Origin of the sequence: Azospirillum sp. A26 (assembly GCF_042604635.1) — a bacterium.
Classification (GTDB): Bacteria; Pseudomonadota; Alphaproteobacteria; order Azospirillales; family Azospirillaceae; genus Azospirillum; species Azospirillum palustre.
The window spans coordinates 228,753-247,778 of sequence record NZ_CP170478.1 but is presented as its reverse complement, the minus strand read 5'-3'; the positions used below and the strand labels follow the sequence as shown (position 1 = coordinate 247,778).

Genomic DNA, 19,026 nt, shown 5'->3' with positions numbered 1-19,026 from the left:
CGCCTGATCGTCGCTACGACCGCGCTTCCGAGCATCGCCCGAGATCAAGGGGGCACTCCATAGAACGGGCGATATCATATGCCAAGCAGCAAACCACTGAATGTGTTTCACTTTTCTCGCTAGAGCTTGGAGCTTTTAATCTGAGGCATATCCTGCGTGCCTGAGATAATTGCAGCATTCGTCGGGCGTGTAGAGGTCGCAGATTGAGCCGACGGCTTTCCACAGTTCCTCAATGGTGCGGGCACCGATGCGCCGGAGATGAGCCTTGAGCTTGGCGAAAGCCATCTCGATGGGATTGAGGTCAGGGCTGTATGGTGGCAGGAACAGGAACCAGGCGCCCCGCTCCTTGAGGGTGGCCTTGGCCTTTTCGCTCTTGTGGCAGGACAGGTTGTCGAGGATGACGACGTCGCCCGGCCGCAAGGTCGGGGCGAGTTGGGTCTCAACGTAGGTCTCGAAGAGCGCCCGGTTCATCGCGCCCTTGATGATCCAGGGAGCGGTCAGCCCGTCGCAGCGCAGGGCGGCAATGAAGGTCTGGGTCCCCCAGTGGCCGAACGGCGCCTTGGCCTTGAACCGCTGGCCGCGCTTGGCCCGTCCGCGCAGCCGGGTCATCTTCGTGGTGGTGGCGGTCTCGTCGAGGAACACCAACCGCTCCGGTTCCTGGCGCATGCGGGGCTGGCGATGGCAGTGCCAAGTCCGGCGGTCTTCGGCGACGTCAGCGCGACCGGCCTCGGTCGCCAGCAACGTTTTTTTTGACGCTGTAGCCGCGAACGATCAGAAAGCGCGACAACGAGGCAGGGTGGGCCGTCACCCCGCGCTCGGCTTTCAGCTTGGCTGCCAATTCCGGCATGGTGATGTCGCCTTGTTTCTCCACGCAACCGGTCAGGAACTCGGCATGGGGAGCAAGCTTGCCCCCGCCGGGCGGGCGACCTTGCCGGGCTGGTTCCAGCGAACCGGTCGTCGCCATCCGCTGGGCAAGCCGTACGCTCGTGCTCGCGCTCACATCGAACCGGCGGGCCGCTGACCGACGCGAGCCGCCTTGCTCGATCTCTGTGTAAATCCGAACCCGAAGGTCCGACGAGTAACTGCGACCCATGATCCACCTCCAAACACGGTGAATCATGTCAGACGCCAAAGCGCAACCCTCGATTCATATTTCAGGCGCGAAGCTCTAGCGTCCAAGCAAGCCAAAATGCGGGCATTATCGATCTAGCGGAACCGCAGCTACGTAAACCCCAACATTTCTGCGACTTCCTGGGACGCTTCCAGGAGCTCTCGTTGATCCCGGCATGCCCCAAGTTCCGGCTCTGTCTCCTTCCCGTAGTTTCTCGCCCGTCCTATGGAGTGATCGCGTCATCGTTCCCGCCGACCGCGCGTGGGACGATTTCTTCGACTCCCCCGGAATCGCCTTTCCAGACCGTGACCAGCCGGCCATCCAGGAGCGCGAGGCGCTGTGATGCTGCGCTACATGCTGGATACCAACCTCTGCATCCGCGTGCTGCGTGACCGTCCCCCTGGTCTGCGTGGGCGTTTCAACGCGGAAGCTGGCGCGCTCTGCATCTCTACCGTCACCTTGGCTGAACTGCTGCATGGTGCCGCTAAGTCGGCGCGTCCGGCGGAACAGCGCCATGAGGTCGAGCGACTGATTGGTCGATTGGAGGTACTGCCATTCGACGACGACGCGGCCGGGCACTACGGTGAGATCCGTGCCGACCTTGAGCGGCGTGGAAGCATTATCGGACCCTACGATCTGATGATCGCCGCGCATGCCCGCAGCCGGGGCCTAATCGTCGTAACGGGAAACCTGGGTGAGTTTCGGCGTGTCGATGGCCTTCGGTCGGAAGATTGGCTCAGCGACGCCTAATCCAGAAAAGGAGCCATAACGTGAAAACTTCATTATGGCGCACGATGAGGGGACGGACGTAAACATGGACGAATGCAATCGAAGTCGCCCACGCCGCGTCGACACAATCGCGTATGTCACATCATTACTATTAAGGTTATTATTCGTTGCCATTCTTGGCGCTTTGATCTGGTACTCAATCTGAACGAATCAAGCGCCGGCCCGGTCAGCCGTCTGCCGACACCTCTGCCGTATCGGCAGCGGGCGGAAGATCGGCTCACGGTCCGGAATAAGAGGTGTCGAGAATGAAGAAGACGTCCACCCGGTTCAGAGCGTTGATGGCCTGGATCGTGACGTAGTCTGGATTGCCGGCCCCGATGCCGATGATGAGGATGCTCTTCAAGATGCTACCTGTCGCATAGGGTCAGGCCCGATTTTGCTTCTTGGGAGGTGAAAGGTGCCGGAAGCGCCGCAAAACACCCCCACGCAGGTCAAGCCGAGTTGGAGGCTTGGCTTCACCTCCCATCGGAGCACCGCTCAACTGTAGAGCTTTTCCAGAGCGTCCCATTCGGATTTGCCAACCAGACGCTGGCGTTCGGCAAAGGGGGTGACGAGGCCACTCGATTCCCGGACCTCCTTCTCGTCGCGCAGCACGGTCAGCGCCTTCTGCATGCCAGCCACGGCGCCCTGCAAGGCGGCATTGGCGTAGAGGACGATGCCGTAGCCGAGGTCCGCCAGTTCGGTCGCGTTGAAGATCGGCGTCCGCCCCCCGATGACCATGTTCATCAGCTGTGGCTTGTCCAAGCGCTGCGGCAGGGCACGGATTTCGTCCGCCGTCGTCACCGCCTCGACGAAGAGAATGTCTGCACCGGCCTCGGCGAAGCGCTGGGCCCGTTCGACGGCGGCCTCGAAGCCATGGACGGCGGCGGCGTCAGTGCGCGCCATGATCAGCAGATCGCTGTCTCGGCGGGCATCCGCGGCGGCCTTGATCTTGCCCACCGCCTCCTCGGTGGAGATCACGTCCTTTCCGGCGAAATGGCCACAGCGCTTGGGCGCCACCTGGTCTTCGAGCTGGATGCAATCGACGCCCGCGCGCTCCAGGGTGCGGACGCTGTGGTAAACGTTGAGCGCATTGCCGAAGCCGGTGTCGGCGTCAACGATCAGCGGCACACTCACCGCATCGCGGATGCGCGCCGTGTGGTCGGCGATCTCGGCCAGCCCCATGAAGCCCTGGTCGGGCATGCCGAACCACATGTTGGTTACACCGGCGCCGGTCACATAGATCGCCTCGAAGCCGAGATCCTCCACCACCTTGGCGGACAGGGCGTTGAAGGCGCCCGGAACGATGACGCCACGGCGGGCTTCAACGAGCGTTTTCAAAGTCTTGCGGGTGGACATACCGTTTCCTCTCGGAAATCAGAACGAATCGCCGGGCACGCGGACCCAGCCTTCCATCAGGATGCGGGCGCTGCGGCTCATCACCGCCTTGGTGACGGTCCAGCGGCCGTCCGCCAGCACGGCTTCCGCCCCGACGCGCAGGGTGCCGGACGGATGCCCGAAGCGGACCGTGCCACGCCCGCCGCCACCCGCCGCGAGATCGACCAGCGTGCCGGGCACGGCGGCGGCGGCGGCGATGGCGACCGACGCCGTGCCCATCATCGCGTGGTGCAGCTTGCCCATCGACAGAGCCCGTACCAGCAGGTCGATCTCGTCGGCCTCAACCGTGCGGCCGTTGGAAGCCGTATAGTCGGCGGGTGGAGCGACGAAGGCGATCTTCGGCGTGTGCTGACGCTTGGCGGCCTCGCCGGCCTCCTTGATCAGCCCCATGCGCAAGGCGCCGATGGTGCGCAGGGCCTCGAAGCGGGCCAACGCCGCGGCGTCGCCGTTGATCGCGTCCTGCAATTCCGTGCCGCTGTAACCGAGATCGGCGGCGTTGACGAAGATGGTGGGGATGCCGGCGTTGATCAGCGTCGCCTTCAACCGTCCGCCGGGAACCAGTGTGTCCGGCACCTCCAGTGTGTCCACCACGTTGCCGGTGGGGAACATCGCTCCGCCGATCTCACCCCCGCCCTCGCTCTCGTCGGCGGGATCGAGGAACTCCAGCACGATCTCGGCTGCGGGGAAGGTCACTCCGTCCAACTCGAAATCGCCGGTCTCCTGGACCTGGCCTCCGCTGACCGGCACATGGGCGATGATGGTCTTGCCGATGTTGGCCTGCCAGATGCGGACAGCACAGGTGCCGTTCTCCGGAACACGCGCCGGATCGATCAGGCCGGCGTGGATGGCGAAGGCGCCGGCCGCCGTGGTCAGGTTGCCACAGTTGCCCGACCAGTCGACGAAGGCGCTGTCGATGGAGACCTGCCCATACAGGTAATCGACGTCGTGTCCAGCCCGCGTGCTTTTCGACAGGATGACGCCCTTGCTGGTGCTGGAACTGGCGCCGCCCATGCCGTCGATGTGCTTGGTGTAGGGGTCGGGACTGCCGACGACCCGCAGGAACAACCGGTCGCGCGCGTCACCCGGTACGCGGCAGCGCTCCGGTAGGTCGTCGAGGCGGAAGAACACGCCCTTGCTGGTACCGCCGCGCATGTAGGTGGCGGCGATACGGATTTGCGGTGCGAACGCCATCAAATGGGTGCCCCCTTGGGATAGTTTGCGTCTTCCAAAGCCAGGAAATCCTGGGCGAACCTTTGGAGCACGCCGCCGGCCTCGTAGATCGACACCTCCTCGGCGGTGTCGAGGCGACAGGTGACCGGCACGCGCACGGCTTCGCCATTACGGCGGTGGATAACCAGGGTCAGGTCCGTGTGCGGAGCACGGTTGCCAATCACGTCGTAGACCTCGGTACCGTCCAGGCCGAGCGTCAGCCGGGTGGTACCCAGCTTGAACTCCAGCGGCAGCACGCCCATGCCGATCAGATTGGTGCGATGAATGCGCTCGAAGCCTTCAGCAACAATCACCTCGACCCCAGCCAGGCGCACGCCCTTGGCCGCCCAGTCGCGGCTCGACCCCTGGCCGTAGTCGGCCCCGGCAACGATGATCAGCGGTTGCTTGCGTTCAAGGTACATCTCGATGGCCTCCCACATGCGCATCACCGTGCCGTCGGGCTCCAGCCGGGTCAGCGAGCCCTTCTTCACCGCCCCATCCACCACCGCCATTTCGTTGACGAGTTGCGGGTTGGCGAAGGTGGCGCGCATGGCGGTCAGGTGGTCGCCCCGGTGGGTGGCGTAGGAGTTGAAGTCCTCCTCCGGCAGCTCCATCCGGGCCAGATACTCCCCGGCCGCCGAGTCGGGCAGGATGGCGTTGGAGGGCGACAGGTGATCGGTGGTGATGTTGTCCGGCAGCACCGCCAGCGGGCGCATCCCCGTCAGGGTGCGCGGGTTCGCGGCCAAGGCGACGACCCCTTCGGTGTCCCAGTAGGGCGGGCGGCGGATGTAGGTGGAGGCCGGGCGCCAGTCGTAGAGCGGGCTGGCCTTCTCCGATCGTCCGCGGTTCGTTGCGAACATCGGCTCGTAGATCACGCGGAACTGCTCGGGCTTGACGCAGGCGGCGACGATGGCGTCGATCTCGTCGTCGGACGGCCACAGATTCTTCAGCGTGATCGGCTTGCCGTCCGGGGCCTCGCCCAGCACGTCCCGCTCGATGTCGAAACGCACCGTGCCGGCGATGGCGTAGGCGACGACCAGCGGCGGCGAGGCGAGAAAGGCCTGCCTGGCGTAGGGGTGGATGCGCCCGTCGAAATTGCGGTTGCCGGACAGCACGGCAGTGGCGTAGAGCTCGCGCTCGACGATCTCCCGCTGGATTGCCGGGTCGAGCGCGCCCGACATGCCGTTGCAGGTGGTGCAGGCATAAGCGACGATGCCGAAGCCGAGCGTTTCCAGCTCGGTCAGCAGGCCGGCCTCCTCCAGATACAGCCGGGCGACCTTGGAACCCGGCGCGAAGGAGGTCTTGACCCAGGGCTTGCGCATCAGCCCCAGCGCGTTGGCCTTCTTCGCCAGCAGGCCGGCGGCGACGACGTTGCGCGGGTTCGACGTGTTGGTACAGCTCGTGATCGCAGCGATGATCACCGCGCCATCCGGCAGCAACCCGGCGCGCTCCTCCGCCAGAGCCTTGTCGAGGTCCATGGCGATGCCGCGCTCCTTGAGCGCCAATGTGGGCAGGCGCCGGTGCGGGTTGGACGGGCCGGCCATGGCGCGCTCGACGCTGGACAGGTCGAACTCCAGCACGCGCTCGTATTCGGCGGTCTCCAGCGAGTCGGCCCACAGGCCCAGCGTCTTCGCGTAATGCTCGACCAGTGCCACCTGTTCCGGCTCCCGGCCGGTCAGTTTCAGATACTCGATGGTCTGCCGGTCGATGGCGAACATCGCGGCGGTGGCGCCATATTCCGGGCACATGTTGGAAATGGTCGCGCGGTCGCCGATCGACAGGCCGGCGGCGCCCGCGCCGAAGAATTCGATCCAGGCGCCGACCACCCGCTCCTTGCGCAGGAACTCGGTGAGTGTCAGCACGATGTCGGTGGCGGTGATGCCGGGCCGGTGCGCGCCGGTCAGGCGGATGCCGACGATGTCCGGCAACCGCATCATCGAGGCGCGGCCGAGCATCACCGTCTCGGCCTCCAGCCCGCCGACACCGATGGCGATGACGCCCAGCGCGTCGACATGGGGCGTATGGCTGTCGGTGCCGACGCAGGTATCGGGAAAGGCGACGCCGTCACGGACCTGGATCACCGGCGACATTTTCTCCAGGTTGATCTGGTGCATGATGCCGTTGCCGGCCGGGATCACGTCGACGTTCTCGAAGGCGCGCTTGGTCCACTCGATGAAATGGAAGCGGTCCTCGTTGCGGCGGTCCTCGATGGCGCGGTTCTTCGCGAAAGCGTCCGGGTCGAAGCCGCCATGTTCGACGGACAGTGAGTGATCGACGATGAGCTGGGTCGGCACCACCGGGTTGACCCTGGCCGGGTCGCCGCCCTGGGCGGCGATGGCGTCGCGCAGGCCGGCAAGGTCGACCAGGGCGGTCTGGCCGAGGATGTCATGGCAGACGACCCTCGCCGGGTACCAGGGGAAATCGAGGTCGCGCCGGCGCTCGACGAGCTGGCGCAGGGCGCCGTCCAGCAGGACCGGATCGCAGCGGCGGACCAGCTGTTCGGCAAGCACGCGCGACACGTAGGGCAGCCCGGCCCAGGACCCCGGACGGATGGCGTCGACGGCGGCCGGCGCGTCGAAGTAATCGAGCCGGGTGCCTGGCAGCGGCTTGCGGTGAGATGTGGTCATGGCGCGTCCCGCTCTCACTGGCGCTGATCGATGGCAACGAAGACGCGGTCGTCCGGCCCGACATAGTTGGCGCTCGGGCGAATGATCTTGTTGTCGACGCGCTGCTCGATGACGTGGGCGGCCCAGCCCGAGGTGCGGGCGATGACGAAGAGCGGCGTGAACATCGCGGTGGGCACGCCCATCATGTGGTAGCTGACCGCGCTGAACCAGTCGAGGTTGGGGAACATCCGCTTGACCTCCCACATCACCGTCTCCAGCCGGGCGGCGATGTCGAACATCCGGGTCGAGCCGGCGTCCACCGACAGCTTGTGGGCCACGCCCTTGATCACCTCGTTGCGCGGGTCGGAGACAGTGTAGACCGGGTGGCCGAAGCCGATCACCACTTCCTTGTTCTCGACGCGGCGGCGGATGTCGGCCTCCGCCTCGTCGGGAGTGTCGTAGCGCTTCTGGATCTCGAAGGCGACCTCGTTGGCGCCACCATGCTTGGGTCCGCGCAGCGCGCCGATGGCGCCGGTGATCGCCGAATACAGGTCTGAGCCGGTGCCGGCGATGACCCGGCCGGCGAAGGTCGAGGCGTTGAACTCGTGTTCGGCGTAGAGGATCAGCGAGGTGTGCATCGCCCGCTCCCACAGCGCCGAGGGCTTGCGACCGTGCAGCAGGTGCAGGAAATGGCCGCCGATGGAGTCGTCGTCGGTCTCGACCTCGATGCGCCGGCCGTTGGTCGACCAGTGGTACCAGTAGAGAAGCATGGATCCGAGCGAGGCCAGCAGGCGGTCGGCGATGTCGCGGGCTCCGGGAATGTTGTGATCGTCCTTTTCCGGCAGCGCGCAGCCCAGCGCCGATACCCCGGTGCGCATCACGTCCATCGGGTGGGCCGAGGCCGGCAGGCATTCCAGCGCCTGTTTGACGTTGGTCGGCAGGCCGCGCAGGGATGCCAGCATGGCCTTGTAGGCCTTCAGCTCGGGGAAGGTCGGCAACTTGCCGTGCACCAGTAGATAGGCCACCTCCTCGAATTCGCAGCGCTCGGCGATATCGAGGATGTCATAGCCCCGGTAATGCAGGTCGTTGCCGGATTTCCCGACGGTGCACAGCGCGGTGTTGCCGGCGGTGACGCCCGACAGGGCCACCGATTTCTTGGGCTTGAAGGGGGCCGGTGCCGTGGTCTCGGGCGCGGTCATGGTCATCGGGTGGTTCCCTGTGCGAGAGCTGCCTGTTGGATGACCGCATCATCGGAACCTGCCCCTGTTTGGAGAAGGGCTGAAAAGGTGGAGATTTGTTGGGCGATTCCTGCAAATCGGCGAATGTTGCAAAAGCTTGCCCGCGCGCGGCTGGAGCGGAAGGCATGGAGCGCGCGGTGCCAGAGCCTCCTGCGATGCTGTTTTCAGGATATGGTCGCATCACGCGCACGCACCCGGTCGAAAGCGGCCCAGACACCATCCGCTCCGTCCCATTGACCGCTGGTGGCGCCTTTCGAATATTCGGTCGCGCGCTGCTCGAAGAAGTTGGCGTGCTCGACGCCGTTCAGGATCTCGACGAGCCAGGGCAGCGGGTGCGGCTTCACCGGCTCGTAACCGTCGTCCACCGGCTTGAAATAGCCGTAGAGCGTCGGCAGCCGCAGCTGCGTCAGCCGCCAGTCGGCGATGTAGTGGACATAGGCGCGGATGTCCTCCGGCGTCATCCCCTGCACCGGTCCCAGGCCGAAGGCTAGGTCGATGAAGCGCTCCTCCAGCCCGACCATGGTGCGGCAGACGTCGAGGATGTCGTCGCGCACGGAGGGCGTCATGGCACCGGTTTCGCGGTTCCATTCGTGGAACAACCGGATGATGCCCTCGCAATGCAGGCTCTCGTCGCGCACTGACCAGGTGACGATCTGGCCCATCCCCTTCATCTTGTTATGGCGCGGGAAGTTCAGCAGCATGGCGAAGCTGGCGAACAGCGCCATGCCCTCGGTGAAGGCGCCGAACATGGCGAGCGTGCGCGACACGTCGGCCACCGTGCCGACGCCGAAACTGTGCATGTAGTCGGCCTTGTCGCGCATCTCCGCATAATCGCGGAAGGCGGCGAACTCGGTCTGCGGCATGCCGATGGTGGTCAGCAGCAGGGCATAGGCGTCGATGTGGACCGTCTCCATGTTGGTGAAGGCGGCCATCATCATCTGCACTTCCAGCGGCTGGAAGATCGGCATGTAGCGCTTCAGGTAATTGTCGCTGACCTCGACATCGCTCTGGGTGAAGAAGCGGAAGATCTGGGTCAGCAGGTTCCGTTCGCCATCGGTGACGCGGTCGGAGGTCCAGTCCTTGATGTCCTCGCCGAGCGGGACTTCCTCGCCCATCCAGTGCACCTGCTGCTGCTTCTTCCAGTAGGCGTAGGCCCAGGGGTAGCGCTCGACATTGTAGGCGGCGGAGCCCTGCAGCAGGCCGACGCGGCCGGTGCCGATCAGGCTGACGGGATCGAGGTGGAGAAGCGAGGTCATGGCGACGGATCCGTGATGGCGGAAAGGAGGGGTGCGGTCGGACCGCCGGTCACTGGCAGGCGAGGCATTCCTCGTAGTCGGTGCGCGGCGTCTGCATTGCCTCCGCCTTGCCCATGGCGCTGTCCTTGCCGGCGAATGCGGCGCGCTGCACCGACTTGGAGCGGCAGTAGTAGAGGCTCTTCAGCCCCCGCTCCCACGCCGTCCAATGCAGCATGTGCAGGTCCCACTTGTCGATGTCGCCTGGCAGGTAGAGGTTGATCGACTGGCTCTGGCAGAGGAAGGGCGTGCGGTCGGCGGCGAATTCGATGATCCAGCGCTGGTCGATCTCGAAGGCGGTGCGGAAGACGGCCTTCTCATCTTCGCCGAGGATATCGAGGTGTTGGACCGAGCCCTCATGCTCGATGATCGACTGCCAGATCTCCGGCCGGTCGGCGCCCTTGGCGGCCAGCAGCCTCTCTAGATGCGGGTTGCGCACCGACATCGAGCCGGACAGCGTCTTGTGGGTGTAGATGTTGGCCGGGATCGGCTCGATGCAGGCACTGGCCCCGCCGCAGATGATGCTGATCGAGGCGGTCGGTGCGATCGCCAGCTTGTGGCTGAAGCGCACCATCATGTTGCGCTCGGCGGCGTCGGGACAGGGGCCGCGCTCGTGGGCCAGTGCGACCGAAGCGGCGTCGGCGTCGCGGCGCAGCTTGCGGAAGAAGCGCAGGTTCCACACCTTGGCCATCGCACCCTCGAAGGGTATGCCACGGGCCTGGAGGAAGGAGTGGAAGCCCATCACCCCGAGCCCGACAGACCGTTCGCGCATCGCCGAATAGACGGCGTTCTCCATGCCCTCCGGTGCGTCCTCGATGAAGCGGGTCAGCACGTTGTCGAGGAAGCGCAGAACGTCCTCGACCAGCCCTTCCTCGCCTTTCCACTCGTCCCAGGTCTCCAGGTTCATCGAGGCGAGGCAGCACACCGCCGTGCGGTCGTTGCCCAGATGGTCCTTGCCGGTCGGCAAGGTGATCTCGCTGCACAGGTTGGAGGTGGTGACGCGCAGGCCAAGCTCGCGCTGGTGCTTGGGCAGGGCGCGGTTCACCGTGTCGCCGAACAGCAGGTAGGGCTCCCCGGTCTGCATGCGGACTTCCAGGATCTTCTGCCAGACCTGACGGGCGTTGGCGTGCCTGAGGACGGTGCCGGTCTTCGGGCTGATCAGCGGGAAGGGTCTGTCATCGCGTACCGCCTCCATGAAGGCGTCGGTGATGACGATGGCGTGGTGCAGATTCAGGCTCTTGCGGTTGAAGTCGCCGGAGGATTTGCGGATCTCCAGGAACTCCTCGATCTCCGGATGGTGGATGTCGAGATAGACGGCGGCCGAGCCGCGGCGCAGCGACCCCTGGCTGATCGCCAGCGTCAGGCTGTCCATCACCCGGATGAAGGGGATGATGCCCGACGTGCTGCCGCAGCCCTTCACCGCTTCGCCGATGGAGCGGACCCCGCCCCAATAGGTGCCGATGCCGCCGCCGTTCGACGCCAGCCGGACATTCTCGTTCCAGACTTCGACGATGCCGTCCAGCGAATCGGGCACGGCGTTGAGAAAGCAGGAGATGGGGAGGCCGCGGGTGGTGCCGCCATTGCTCAGCACCGGGGTTGCCGGCATGAACCAGAGGCGCGAGATGGCGTCGTAGATCCGCTGGGCATGCGCGGCGTTGTCTGCGTAGGCGGCGGAGACACGGGCGAACAGGTCCTGATAGCTCTCGCCCGGCAGCAGGTAGCGGTCGTCCAGCGTCGCCTTGCCGAAGGCGGTCAGCAGGGCATCGCGGCTGCGGTCGAGGCGAATGACGGAGGGGTCGGGCGGCGTCCAGCGCTCCGTGGGGGCGCGGCCGCCGGTTTGCCCGGACGGGCGCCGGGGCAGCGTCAGCAGGTTCCCGTGACGGTCGAAGCCGTTGGCCAAATCCCGGGTGAAGTCCTGGGCAAGGTCCTGGGCGAGGTCTTGAGCGAGCGCCGGCATCCGTGATCCCTTGTTCTTGTGCGACGGGAGCGGCACGGGAGCACGACTTGCGGGAAGCGCAGGCGCAAAAAGGCCCCGCCGATCGGCAAGCGCACCACCGGGACACCCCGCCCGTGGACGTTCATTCGGTTACGGCAGGTCTCCTGGCTTGCGGGTCACCGCAGTTTCGTCCGGCCTTCCCGGCGCCGCCCTTGGAAAGGGTTGGCACCAGTGGCGCTGAAAACGACGAAACCGCTCTCCGCTCACAGTTGCGGGGGCAGCGCCGGCCTTGCCGCACGTCCCTGATACAGGGTGGCGGCTCACCGGCTTCCCTCTTAGCCCTAGATATAGAATATCCAGGGAACCGTAACGCAAGATGAAGTAGCGGGAAGCCCCGGCGGTGTCAAGCCATACCGATGGCCGAATACGGTTCATGCGAGACCCGCCAAGAGGAAAGGGCGAGCCGCAACCGTCGACACGCGGCTGGCCCCGACAGCTCCTTATCTCGCCGTGCTGCCCGCGCCGATCCGCGCCATTCCCCTCCACAAGCCGCCGACAGCGGCTGCCAGGAGAACCGCGACCCCGGACAAGGATAACAGGCTGGTTGGGTGGAACGGTACGTCGATCCAATGAGGGGCGATCACGTCGGCCGTGTTGAAGGGGTCGCCGCTATAGGCGCAGAGCATCGGCGCGGTTTCCTTCGCCAGCATCGCCATGGCCACCCGGTTCAGCAGTTGGCTGGCCTCTTCCGGACCATGTCCTTGAACACCTTCGCGATCACGCAGATGCAGAAGCAGAGCCATGGTCCCGGACAAATAGGCATGGCTGCATTCGTTGAAGGGACTGTCCTCGTCGGCAAGGCTATCTGGGACCATCCCCCACAGGCAGGCCATGCGCTGGATGTCGACGAAGTTGCGCAGCCGGATCAGGGTTTCGTCACGCCGGGATTGGCGATCTGCCACACGGAGGACCGCTTCCCGGTATTCGGCGACCACGGCCAGCTGGTCATGAGTCAGACCCGGAATGGGAAGGCCGTCCGCGGCCACGACGCTCGACCGGTGAGCGATCGCCCGCCCCGGCATGGCCGCGACCAGCAGAACACCGATAAGGCACGGCACCATCGCCTTCAACACCGGGAAGCGGTGCCCGCGATCTCCAGCCGGCTTTGTCCGGAGGCGGCAACGGAAACGCTGAATGGGCGTTTGCAAGGACTTCGCTCCTGTGTGCCGGAGTTTCCGGAAACACCTGGCGGCCGGAAAGCAAGAGGCCGGCATTTAGCCGGCCTCTCGTGATCATCGATCCGTCTTCTGAAACGTGGTCAGGCGGACCGGACCCGCAAGGCAGCGGCCCCACCGGTCCGGCCGACGAGCACCCGCTCGGCCAGGGCACCGAAAGCGAGGCCGATCACCGTCCACATCAGGAATTGGATGCCAAGCGAGGCGACGCGGAACTTCCACAGAAGAAGGGCGGGGAATTCCGACGGCACCTCGTTGATGTCCGGCAGCAGCGCGCTGACGACGGCGACGATGGCGACGAAGGCCACGGCGGCCAGGATGCCACCGTTCCAACCGCCCAGACGCACGGCCAGTGACCGCTGGAACGTCACAGCGAATGCGAGCGCCGCGATGGAGAAGACCATCATGAAGAAATACAGCCCGGTGCGGTAGCCGATGGTTTCCGGAACACCGACCGCCGGCGGGTTGGCGGGGTATTTCAGATCCGGGACGAGATAGATCGCCACGAACGCGGCAGCCGCCAGCAGGGCGGCGAGCGCACGCGGGCTCAGGCTGCCGATCCGGCCATAGGCGAAGGCGAACACCAGGGCGAACAGCCCGCCGATTCCAACCCCGTAGACCACGACTCCGGTCAGCAGGCCGATGGAGGCCTGGACCTCACGGCTGACCAGCTCGGGTTCGGCCGGTTCGCCGGCCTTCTGGGCCGCCTGTTCTTCAAGGGCGATCGCCTGCTCGACCATCGGTTCACCGAACACCCGGGCGAAGCCGAAGGCCAGCAATCCCGCGAGGATGCCGACCAGCATACCGCGCAGCAGCAAAGATCCGATCATGAGTCCAGCTCCGGCGTTCAGTGGCAGGGGAAGCCGAGGAGATGGCGGCCGTCATGCACGAACTCATGGACGTAGGAGCCGGAGAACAGAGCCATGGCCCCTTCCTCGACGCCGATGAAGTACAGCATCAGCAGGAACATGACCCCGCCGAAGATCGCCCAGGGGGCCAGTTCGCGCACGGGAATGGCAATCGGTTCATGGACTGGACGGGTGACGGACTGGCTCATGCCACAATCTCCTAGGGAAGTGTGCGTCCCGTTGAGGGTCTGTTCGGGGCGAGGAGCAGGTCTGACTTCCAATCCAACGGGCCAAGGCCGGGACCGGTCACAGCGGCGCAACCGTGCCGGACTTTCACCGGCTTCCACTCTTCGCATTTCACTGGCACCCTTACGCCCGCCCGTCCCAGGCGTCAATCCCGACCTCCCGCCGGATCGTCCATGACCGTTCGCCTCCTCCTGATCACCCATGCCGCGACGAGCGCGGTGCGTACGGCATCCTTCCCGCTCGACGAGCCTCTCGACACCATGGGGCTGGCAGACACCCAGGCTGCCGCAGCAACGCCTTTGCGGGTCGACCGATGCTGGAGCGGGCCGGAGCAGCGCACCCGGCAAACCGCAACTGCGCTCGGTCTCGACGCCGCCGTGAACCCGGAGCTGGCGGACTGGGACTGCGGCCGCTGGGCCGGCGCCACCCTGGCGGACCTGCACGCCCGGGAGGCCGAAGCGGTCGGCGCCTGGCTATCGTCGCCGGACGCCGCCCCCCATGGTGGCGAATCGCTGAACGACCTGCTGTCGCGCATCGGCCGCTGGCTGGACCAGCTGACGCCGGCCCCGCGGGTTGCGCGATCCACCCGCATCGTCGCCGTCACCCATCCGACGGTGGCCCGCGCGGCCGTCGTGCAGGCCTTGTGCGGTACCGCCGCATCCTTCTGGCGAATCGACATCGGGCCGCTGTCCCGCATCGAACTCGTCGGACAGCCGGGACGTTGGGGATTGCGCACGATCAGCCGCGCCGGCCGATGGGAGGAGGAAGCATCGGACGGGTCCTGACCGCCGGCAGCGTTGCTCAGCGGAGGGATCCAGCGCTTTACCCGGCACTGCACGGAAGCGATCCGTCGGCTTCGCACATTTGGGATCGTCTATTTCAGCTGAAAGCCACAGTGTAAACATTAACAATGCTTGCGTTTTATAAGTTGCATTATCCCTAGACAGCCGCTGATTCTATAATTTTAGGTTGAATTATCGTTTGGTACGATTGTTTCCTCACCAAGTAATTATGATGCGTCTCTGAAGGCATTGTGGATTGTACGTAGCTCCAACGTATGGGGTTATTCTTCCTGCACGTTTGGTATATCCACTAGCAAGATCCGTATACCGAATCGCTGACACCTTTTGCCTTCGGAACCAGTCGTTTCACGAGTGGATGCGGATGTTCGTGCCCTTTGGAGCCAACAAAACGGGAGACACCTCTCTCCCGAACGATGGGGGGATACGGTGAGACGCCTTCTCGCTTTAAGTCGAGACATAGACTGGATCAACGAACGGTTGGGTCATATCGCCAACTGGACCGTATTTGCCGCCTGCATGATCAGTGCTGGCAATGCCATTGTGCGATATACGTTCAATTATAGTTCAAATGCTTGGCTTGAAATCCAGTGGTACCTGTTCGGCGCCATGTTTATGCTCGGCGCTTCCTACACACTGAAGGTAAACGGCCATGTCCGGGTCGATCTGGTCTATGGCCACGTCAGCTCGAGAACCAAGCTCTGGATCGATGTGTTCGGCACCATCCTTTTCCTTTTGCCGATGACGATCATCATCGGCTGGCTGTCCTGGTCGATGTTCTTCTCGTCGCTGGTTTCGATGGAATATTCCAGCAATGCCGGCGGGCTGATCCGTTGGCCGATCAAGTTCTTCCTTCCCTTCGGCTTTCTGATGCTGACCGCCCAGGGATTGTCCGAGCTGATCAAACGGATCGCGGCCTTGCGCGGCGACGCGGACCTCGTCCAATCCTATGAGAGGCCCGTGCAATGATCCCCATGGACATGATGGCCCCGCTGATGTTCGGCGGGCTGGTGGTCTTCCTGCTGTTCGGCTATCCAGTCGCTTTCTCCCTCGGTGCGGTCGGCCTGTTCTTCGGCTTCATCGGTATCGAGCAGGGATTCTTCCAGACTTCGCTGCTACAGGCCCTTCCGGAACGGGTCTACGGCATCATGGGCAACGACCTGCTGCTGGCCATCCCCTTCTTCACCTTCATGGGAGCGATCCTGGAGCGCTGCGGACTGGCCGAGGATCTGCTCGACAGCATGGGGCAACTGTTCGGACCGATCCGCGGCGGCCTCGCCTATGCCGTAATTCTGGTCGGCGCCGTTCTCGGCGCGATCACCGGGACCGTCGCCGCGTCGGTGATCGCCATGGGCATGATCTCGCTGCCGATCATGATCCGGTACGGTTACAACATGCGGCTGGCCACCGGCGTCATCGCGGCGTCGGGAACGATCACCCAGCTCATCCCGCCGTCCCTGGTGCTGGTCGTGCTGGGTGACCAGCTCGGCAAGTCGGTCGGCGACATGTATGCCGGCGCGATCGGCCCGTCGATCGTCCAGGTCCTGCTGTTCTGCGCCTACATCGCCGTGCTCAGCATCGTGCGGCCGAACGACATGCCGGCCCTGCCGCCGGAATTCCGCACCCTGCGCGGCTGGCCCCTGATCTGGAAGTGCCTGTGGGGGATGGTTCCCTCGCTCGTGCTGATCTTTCTCGTGCTCGGCACCATCCTGATGGGGCTCGCCACGCCGACGGAAGGCGGTGCGATGGGGGCGGTCGGCGCCATGGTCCTGGCGGCGATGCACCGGCGCCTGAGCTGGCAACTGCTGTGGCAGGGGATGTCCACCACCATGGTGATCTCGACCATGGTCGTGTTCATCCTGGTTGGATCGACGGTGTTCGGCCTTGTCTTCCGCGGCGTGAACGGCGACCTGTGGATCGAGCATCTGCTGACCGGGCTGCCCGGCGGCGCCGTCGGTTTCCTGATATTTGTCAATATCTTCGTGTTCGTCTTGGCGTTCTTCCTAGACTTCTTCGAGATCGCCTTCATCATCATTCCGCTTCTGGCGCCGGTGGCTCAGAAGCTGGGCATCGATCTGGTGTGGTTCGGCGTGCTGCTCGGCGTGAACATGCAGACCTCCTTCATGCACCCGCCCTTTGGCTTCGCCCTATTCTATCTGCGTGGGATCGCCCCGCCGGAGGTGAAGAGTCGCGATATCTATTGGGGTGCCATACCCTGGGTCGGCTTGCAGCTCATCATGGTGGGAATCGTGATCGCCTTCCCCTCGCTGGTGACGAGCTTCCTGGATGCCGAACCCGACATCGATCTCGACACGATCAAGATCGAGATTCCGCTGAGCGAGGACAATGCTCTTCCGCCATTCCCGGATCAGGAAAGCAGTCCGAACGATGATTTGATGAAGCAACTCCAGAAATGAATCGCCACGGCTGCCAGCATGGCAGCCGTGTTTTTTCTACTCGGGAGAACCTCATGCATCAGGGTGGAATGCACCAAGCGGGAGACAGTGGAGGGGCCGACCCACAGGCACTTGAGCCTCTCCACACACTTGTCCCAGCGATCATCGATCAAGGCGGCTTGGTTCGCCAGGACGCACCCTATTGGTTGGTTCTTGAGGCCGCCCGATTGGCTCTTATCGAACCTGTCGGTTTAACCGGTCGCTGGCAGCTGTCGAATGCAGGAGTGGAGATGTACACAAGGCCACCTCAAGAGAGGTCATAGCCTTCGTTGACACCCATCCCAATCACACAGTCTTCCCAGTCATATCGGATGCGCGTCAGGGAGATATGGTATGGATAGGCCTGAGCTAAAGCTATTACCTGAACATGTTCGCGCTGCACGAGCTCTCCTTGATTTCAGCCAGAAGGAGATGGCTAAGCGCGGAAAATTTGCCAAGAGAACAATCATAGACTTCGAGCGAGGATTGGCAAACACACGCCCAGCCACCAAGAAGAAAATATACGATTTTCTCGTTGGCGCGGGAATTGAGTGCATCAGCGATGGCCAATATCGGGGAACGGGGGGGATTGGCGTGCGTATCATTCATAAATTGAAGCCATAATTTTCGTGCCGTTCGATCCGCAATAGGATCCGCCCTTGATTTTATGGCAGATGCTCAAGGACGCTTGCCAGCCACAGCTGGCGAGCCCATCTGACAGACAAGACCACTGTCTGGCGCCGCGCCACAACCAAGTCGAGTACGATGGCGCTCAGGTTGCTGGATCCAATGCAACTCCAAAACAGCGTTGTTGCGCCACACCGGGCAACCCGATCGCGCCCATCTTCTGGGTGGATAGCGTCTTTTCTCGATGGTCGGCGCGATCCGGGGACATTCTTCTGCACCGATCTGTCGGAGCACCACGCATCATCCTGGAATTGTTCAACCGCAACTGGGAAATGAATACAGCTATGAAGAGAATCTGGCTGATCTCGGCATTAAAACCCCGCGACAGTAAGGCGATGCAGCGGTGGTCCGAACCGCCTTTACGTGGTTGGGTCTTTACTCATTGATTACGCTGTAAGTCCATCAGAATGCCGGCCGCGTCGCCCCGACGCGCCATCTGGTGTCCGAAAACAGCGCTCTTATTCGCCCACGCTTCGGCATGGTTGCACCAGCACCTGCGGTTCGAACAGACCGTCATGTCGCCCGCTGAAAGCGACGTGCTCAGAACACCGCCACCTCCTCCGACGGCCCGTCGACGTTGCTTCCTACGGGCAGCCCTTCCCTAATATCCATACCATTGCTGGACTTGTGAACCGGCTCCTAGCGAGACGACAATCCGAATTGCGCAAAGTCCATGACCACGTTCATGTAGCTACCTTTCAGGGCTGAACGATCCTGCCGGCTTCGTCGGTTCGCCGCCAATCGTCGATGATCGAGGCATCGCCCGCCAACCTCGCGACCGTATCCACCGCGTAGGTGCTGAGGGTGATCCTCTGCCCTCGCGTTATGGTCGCCGAACCCGACCGAGGCAGGCGCCCGTCCTTGGTCCAGCGCAGCCGTTCCCGGGCGGTGATGCCCAGCATTTCTTCGATCTGGCGGCAAGAGAATGGGCGCGTCGCGATTCGTTCGATCGCACCGTCGAGGTCGTCAAGAGCCGCCTGGGCAATCGCCACGGCCTCAGGCTTCGGTGCGAGCGTCAAGGAATGTGCCTGGGCCGGCCCTTCCAACGGTCCAAGCCGCTTCAGCACAGAACGGATCCGGCGGCGCAACTCCCGTTCCCGAGTCTTCAGGCCGAAGCATTCCTCCAGGCAGCGTTTATGGGACACGGCCACCGTGCGCCCGCATGGGCGGATGTCCAGAAAGCGGCTTGTCCAGATGCCGGTGCCATCGGCGAGCAT

16 protein-coding genes, 1 pseudogene and 2 riboswitches are annotated in these 19,026 nt (G+C 63.9%); of the genes and pseudogenes, 5 read left to right on the top strand and 12 right to left on the bottom strand.

The annotated features are described in order from the left end of the window. Nucleotides 1-135: 135 nt before the first annotated feature. A protein-coding gene (locus ABNQ39_RS37105) for an IS630 family transposase (RefSeq protein ID WP_376967970.1) occupies nucleotides 136-1,093 on the bottom strand; the annotation gives its coding sequence in 2 pieces (ribosomal slippage) (nucleotides 136-763 and nucleotides 762-1,093; 960 coding nt in all). Between the two features lie 360 nt (nucleotides 1,094-1,453). Between ABNQ39_RS37105 and vapC the strand changes: the two genes are divergently transcribed. Next, nucleotides 1,454-1,861: a type II toxin-antitoxin system tRNA(fMet)-specific endonuclease VapC gene (gene vapC / locus ABNQ39_RS37100; protein ID WP_376967967.1), complete on the top strand. Its 408-nt coding sequence runs from the start codon at nucleotides 1,454-1,456 to the stop codon at nucleotides 1,859-1,861. A gap of 265 nt (nucleotides 1,862-2,126) precedes the next feature. Here vapC and ABNQ39_RS37095 read toward each other — a convergent pair. From ABNQ39_RS37095 to ABNQ39_RS37050, 10 genes and pseudogenes are all read right to left on the bottom strand, one after another. Next, nucleotides 2,127-2,243 (bottom strand): annotated as a pseudogene (locus ABNQ39_RS37095) (SAM-dependent methyltransferase); the annotation flags it as partial. Between the two features lie 134 nt (nucleotides 2,244-2,377). Further along, a complete protein-coding gene (locus ABNQ39_RS37090; RefSeq protein WP_376967964.1) occupies nucleotides 2,378-3,238 on the bottom strand; it encodes an isocitrate lyase/PEP mutase family protein in 861 nt (286 codons plus the stop codon). A gap of 18 nt (nucleotides 3,239-3,256) precedes the next feature. Then, on the bottom strand, nucleotides 3,257-4,468 hold the full coding sequence (gene prpF, locus ABNQ39_RS37085) for a 2-methylaconitate cis-trans isomerase PrpF (protein WP_376967961.1): 1,212 nt from the start codon (nucleotides 4,466-4,468) through the stop codon (nucleotides 3,257-3,259). After that, nucleotides 4,468-7,113 carry a Fe/S-dependent 2-methylisocitrate dehydratase AcnD gene (acnD, locus tag ABNQ39_RS37080; RefSeq protein ID WP_376967958.1) on the bottom strand — a complete coding sequence of 882 codons (2,646 nt, stop codon included), beginning with the start codon at nucleotides 7,111-7,113 and terminating at the stop codon, nucleotides 4,468-4,470. Before acnD ends, prpF begins: the two co-directional genes overlap by 1 nt. A 14-nt stretch (nucleotides 7,114-7,127) precedes the next feature. Then, nucleotides 7,128-8,297, bottom strand: a complete 1,170-nt coding sequence (gene prpC / locus ABNQ39_RS37075) for a bifunctional 2-methylcitrate synthase/citrate synthase (protein WP_376967955.1) — start codon at nucleotides 8,295-8,297, stop codon at nucleotides 7,128-7,130. Between the two features lie 197 nt (nucleotides 8,298-8,494). Beyond that, entirely contained in the window at nucleotides 8,495-9,586 is a 1,092-nt protein-coding gene (locus ABNQ39_RS37070; RefSeq protein WP_376967952.1) for a ribonucleotide-diphosphate reductase subunit beta, read from the bottom strand. A 49-nt stretch (nucleotides 9,587-9,635) separates the two neighbouring features. Beyond that, on the bottom strand, nucleotides 9,636-11,579 hold the full coding sequence (locus ABNQ39_RS37065) for a ribonucleoside-diphosphate reductase subunit alpha (RefSeq protein WP_376967950.1): 1,944 nt from the start codon (nucleotides 11,577-11,579) through the stop codon (nucleotides 9,636-9,638). Nucleotides 11,580-11,695: 116 nt separating this feature from the next. Then, nucleotides 11,696-11,942, bottom strand: a riboswitch (cobalamin riboswitch). A gap of 116 nt (nucleotides 11,943-12,058) precedes the next feature. Next, nucleotides 12,059-12,766 (bottom strand): hypothetical protein, encoded by a 708-nt coding sequence (locus tag ABNQ39_RS37060; protein ID WP_376967947.1) that lies wholly within the window; start codon nucleotides 12,764-12,766, stop codon nucleotides 12,059-12,061. Nucleotides 12,767-12,876: 110 nt separating this feature from the next. Further along, nucleotides 12,877-13,623, bottom strand: coding sequence for a CbtA family protein (locus ABNQ39_RS37055; RefSeq protein ID WP_376967945.1), 747 nt, complete (start codon nucleotides 13,621-13,623; stop codon nucleotides 12,877-12,879). Between the two features lie 17 nt (nucleotides 13,624-13,640). After that, nucleotides 13,641-13,850: a CbtB domain-containing protein gene (locus ABNQ39_RS37050; RefSeq protein WP_376967942.1), complete on the bottom strand. Its 210-nt coding sequence runs from the start codon at nucleotides 13,848-13,850 to the stop codon at nucleotides 13,641-13,643. 37 nt (nucleotides 13,851-13,887) lie between these two features. Continuing rightward, a riboswitch (cobalamin riboswitch) is annotated at nucleotides 13,888-14,027 on the bottom strand. 33 nt (nucleotides 14,028-14,060) lie between these two features. Here ABNQ39_RS37050 and ABNQ39_RS37045 point away from each other — a divergent pair. From ABNQ39_RS37045 to ABNQ39_RS37030, 4 genes are all read left to right on the top strand, one after another. Beyond that, nucleotides 14,061-14,672, top strand: a complete 612-nt coding sequence (locus tag ABNQ39_RS37045) for a histidine phosphatase family protein (protein ID WP_376967940.1) — start codon at nucleotides 14,061-14,063, stop codon at nucleotides 14,670-14,672. A gap of 444 nt (nucleotides 14,673-15,116) precedes the next feature. Next, nucleotides 15,117-15,656, top strand: a complete 540-nt coding sequence (locus ABNQ39_RS37040) for a TRAP transporter small permease subunit (protein ID WP_376967937.1) — start codon at nucleotides 15,117-15,119, stop codon at nucleotides 15,654-15,656. After that, on the top strand, nucleotides 15,653-17,104 hold the full coding sequence (locus tag ABNQ39_RS37035) for a TRAP transporter large permease (protein ID WP_376967935.1): 1,452 nt from the start codon (nucleotides 15,653-15,655) through the stop codon (nucleotides 17,102-17,104). The genes ABNQ39_RS37040 and ABNQ39_RS37035 overlap by 4 nt, the downstream gene beginning before the upstream one ends. A 677-nt stretch (nucleotides 17,105-17,781) precedes the next feature. Next, on the top strand, nucleotides 17,782-18,195 hold the full coding sequence (locus ABNQ39_RS37030; RefSeq protein WP_376967933.1) for a hypothetical protein: 414 nt from the start codon (nucleotides 17,782-17,784) through the stop codon (nucleotides 18,193-18,195). 312 nt (nucleotides 18,196-18,507) lie between these two features. On the opposite strand, the gene ABNQ39_RS37025 is transcribed toward ABNQ39_RS37030, so the two are convergent. After that, on the bottom strand, nucleotides 18,508-19,026 hold the full coding sequence (locus ABNQ39_RS37025; protein WP_376967931.1) for a hypothetical protein: 519 nt from the start codon (nucleotides 19,024-19,026) through the stop codon (nucleotides 18,508-18,510).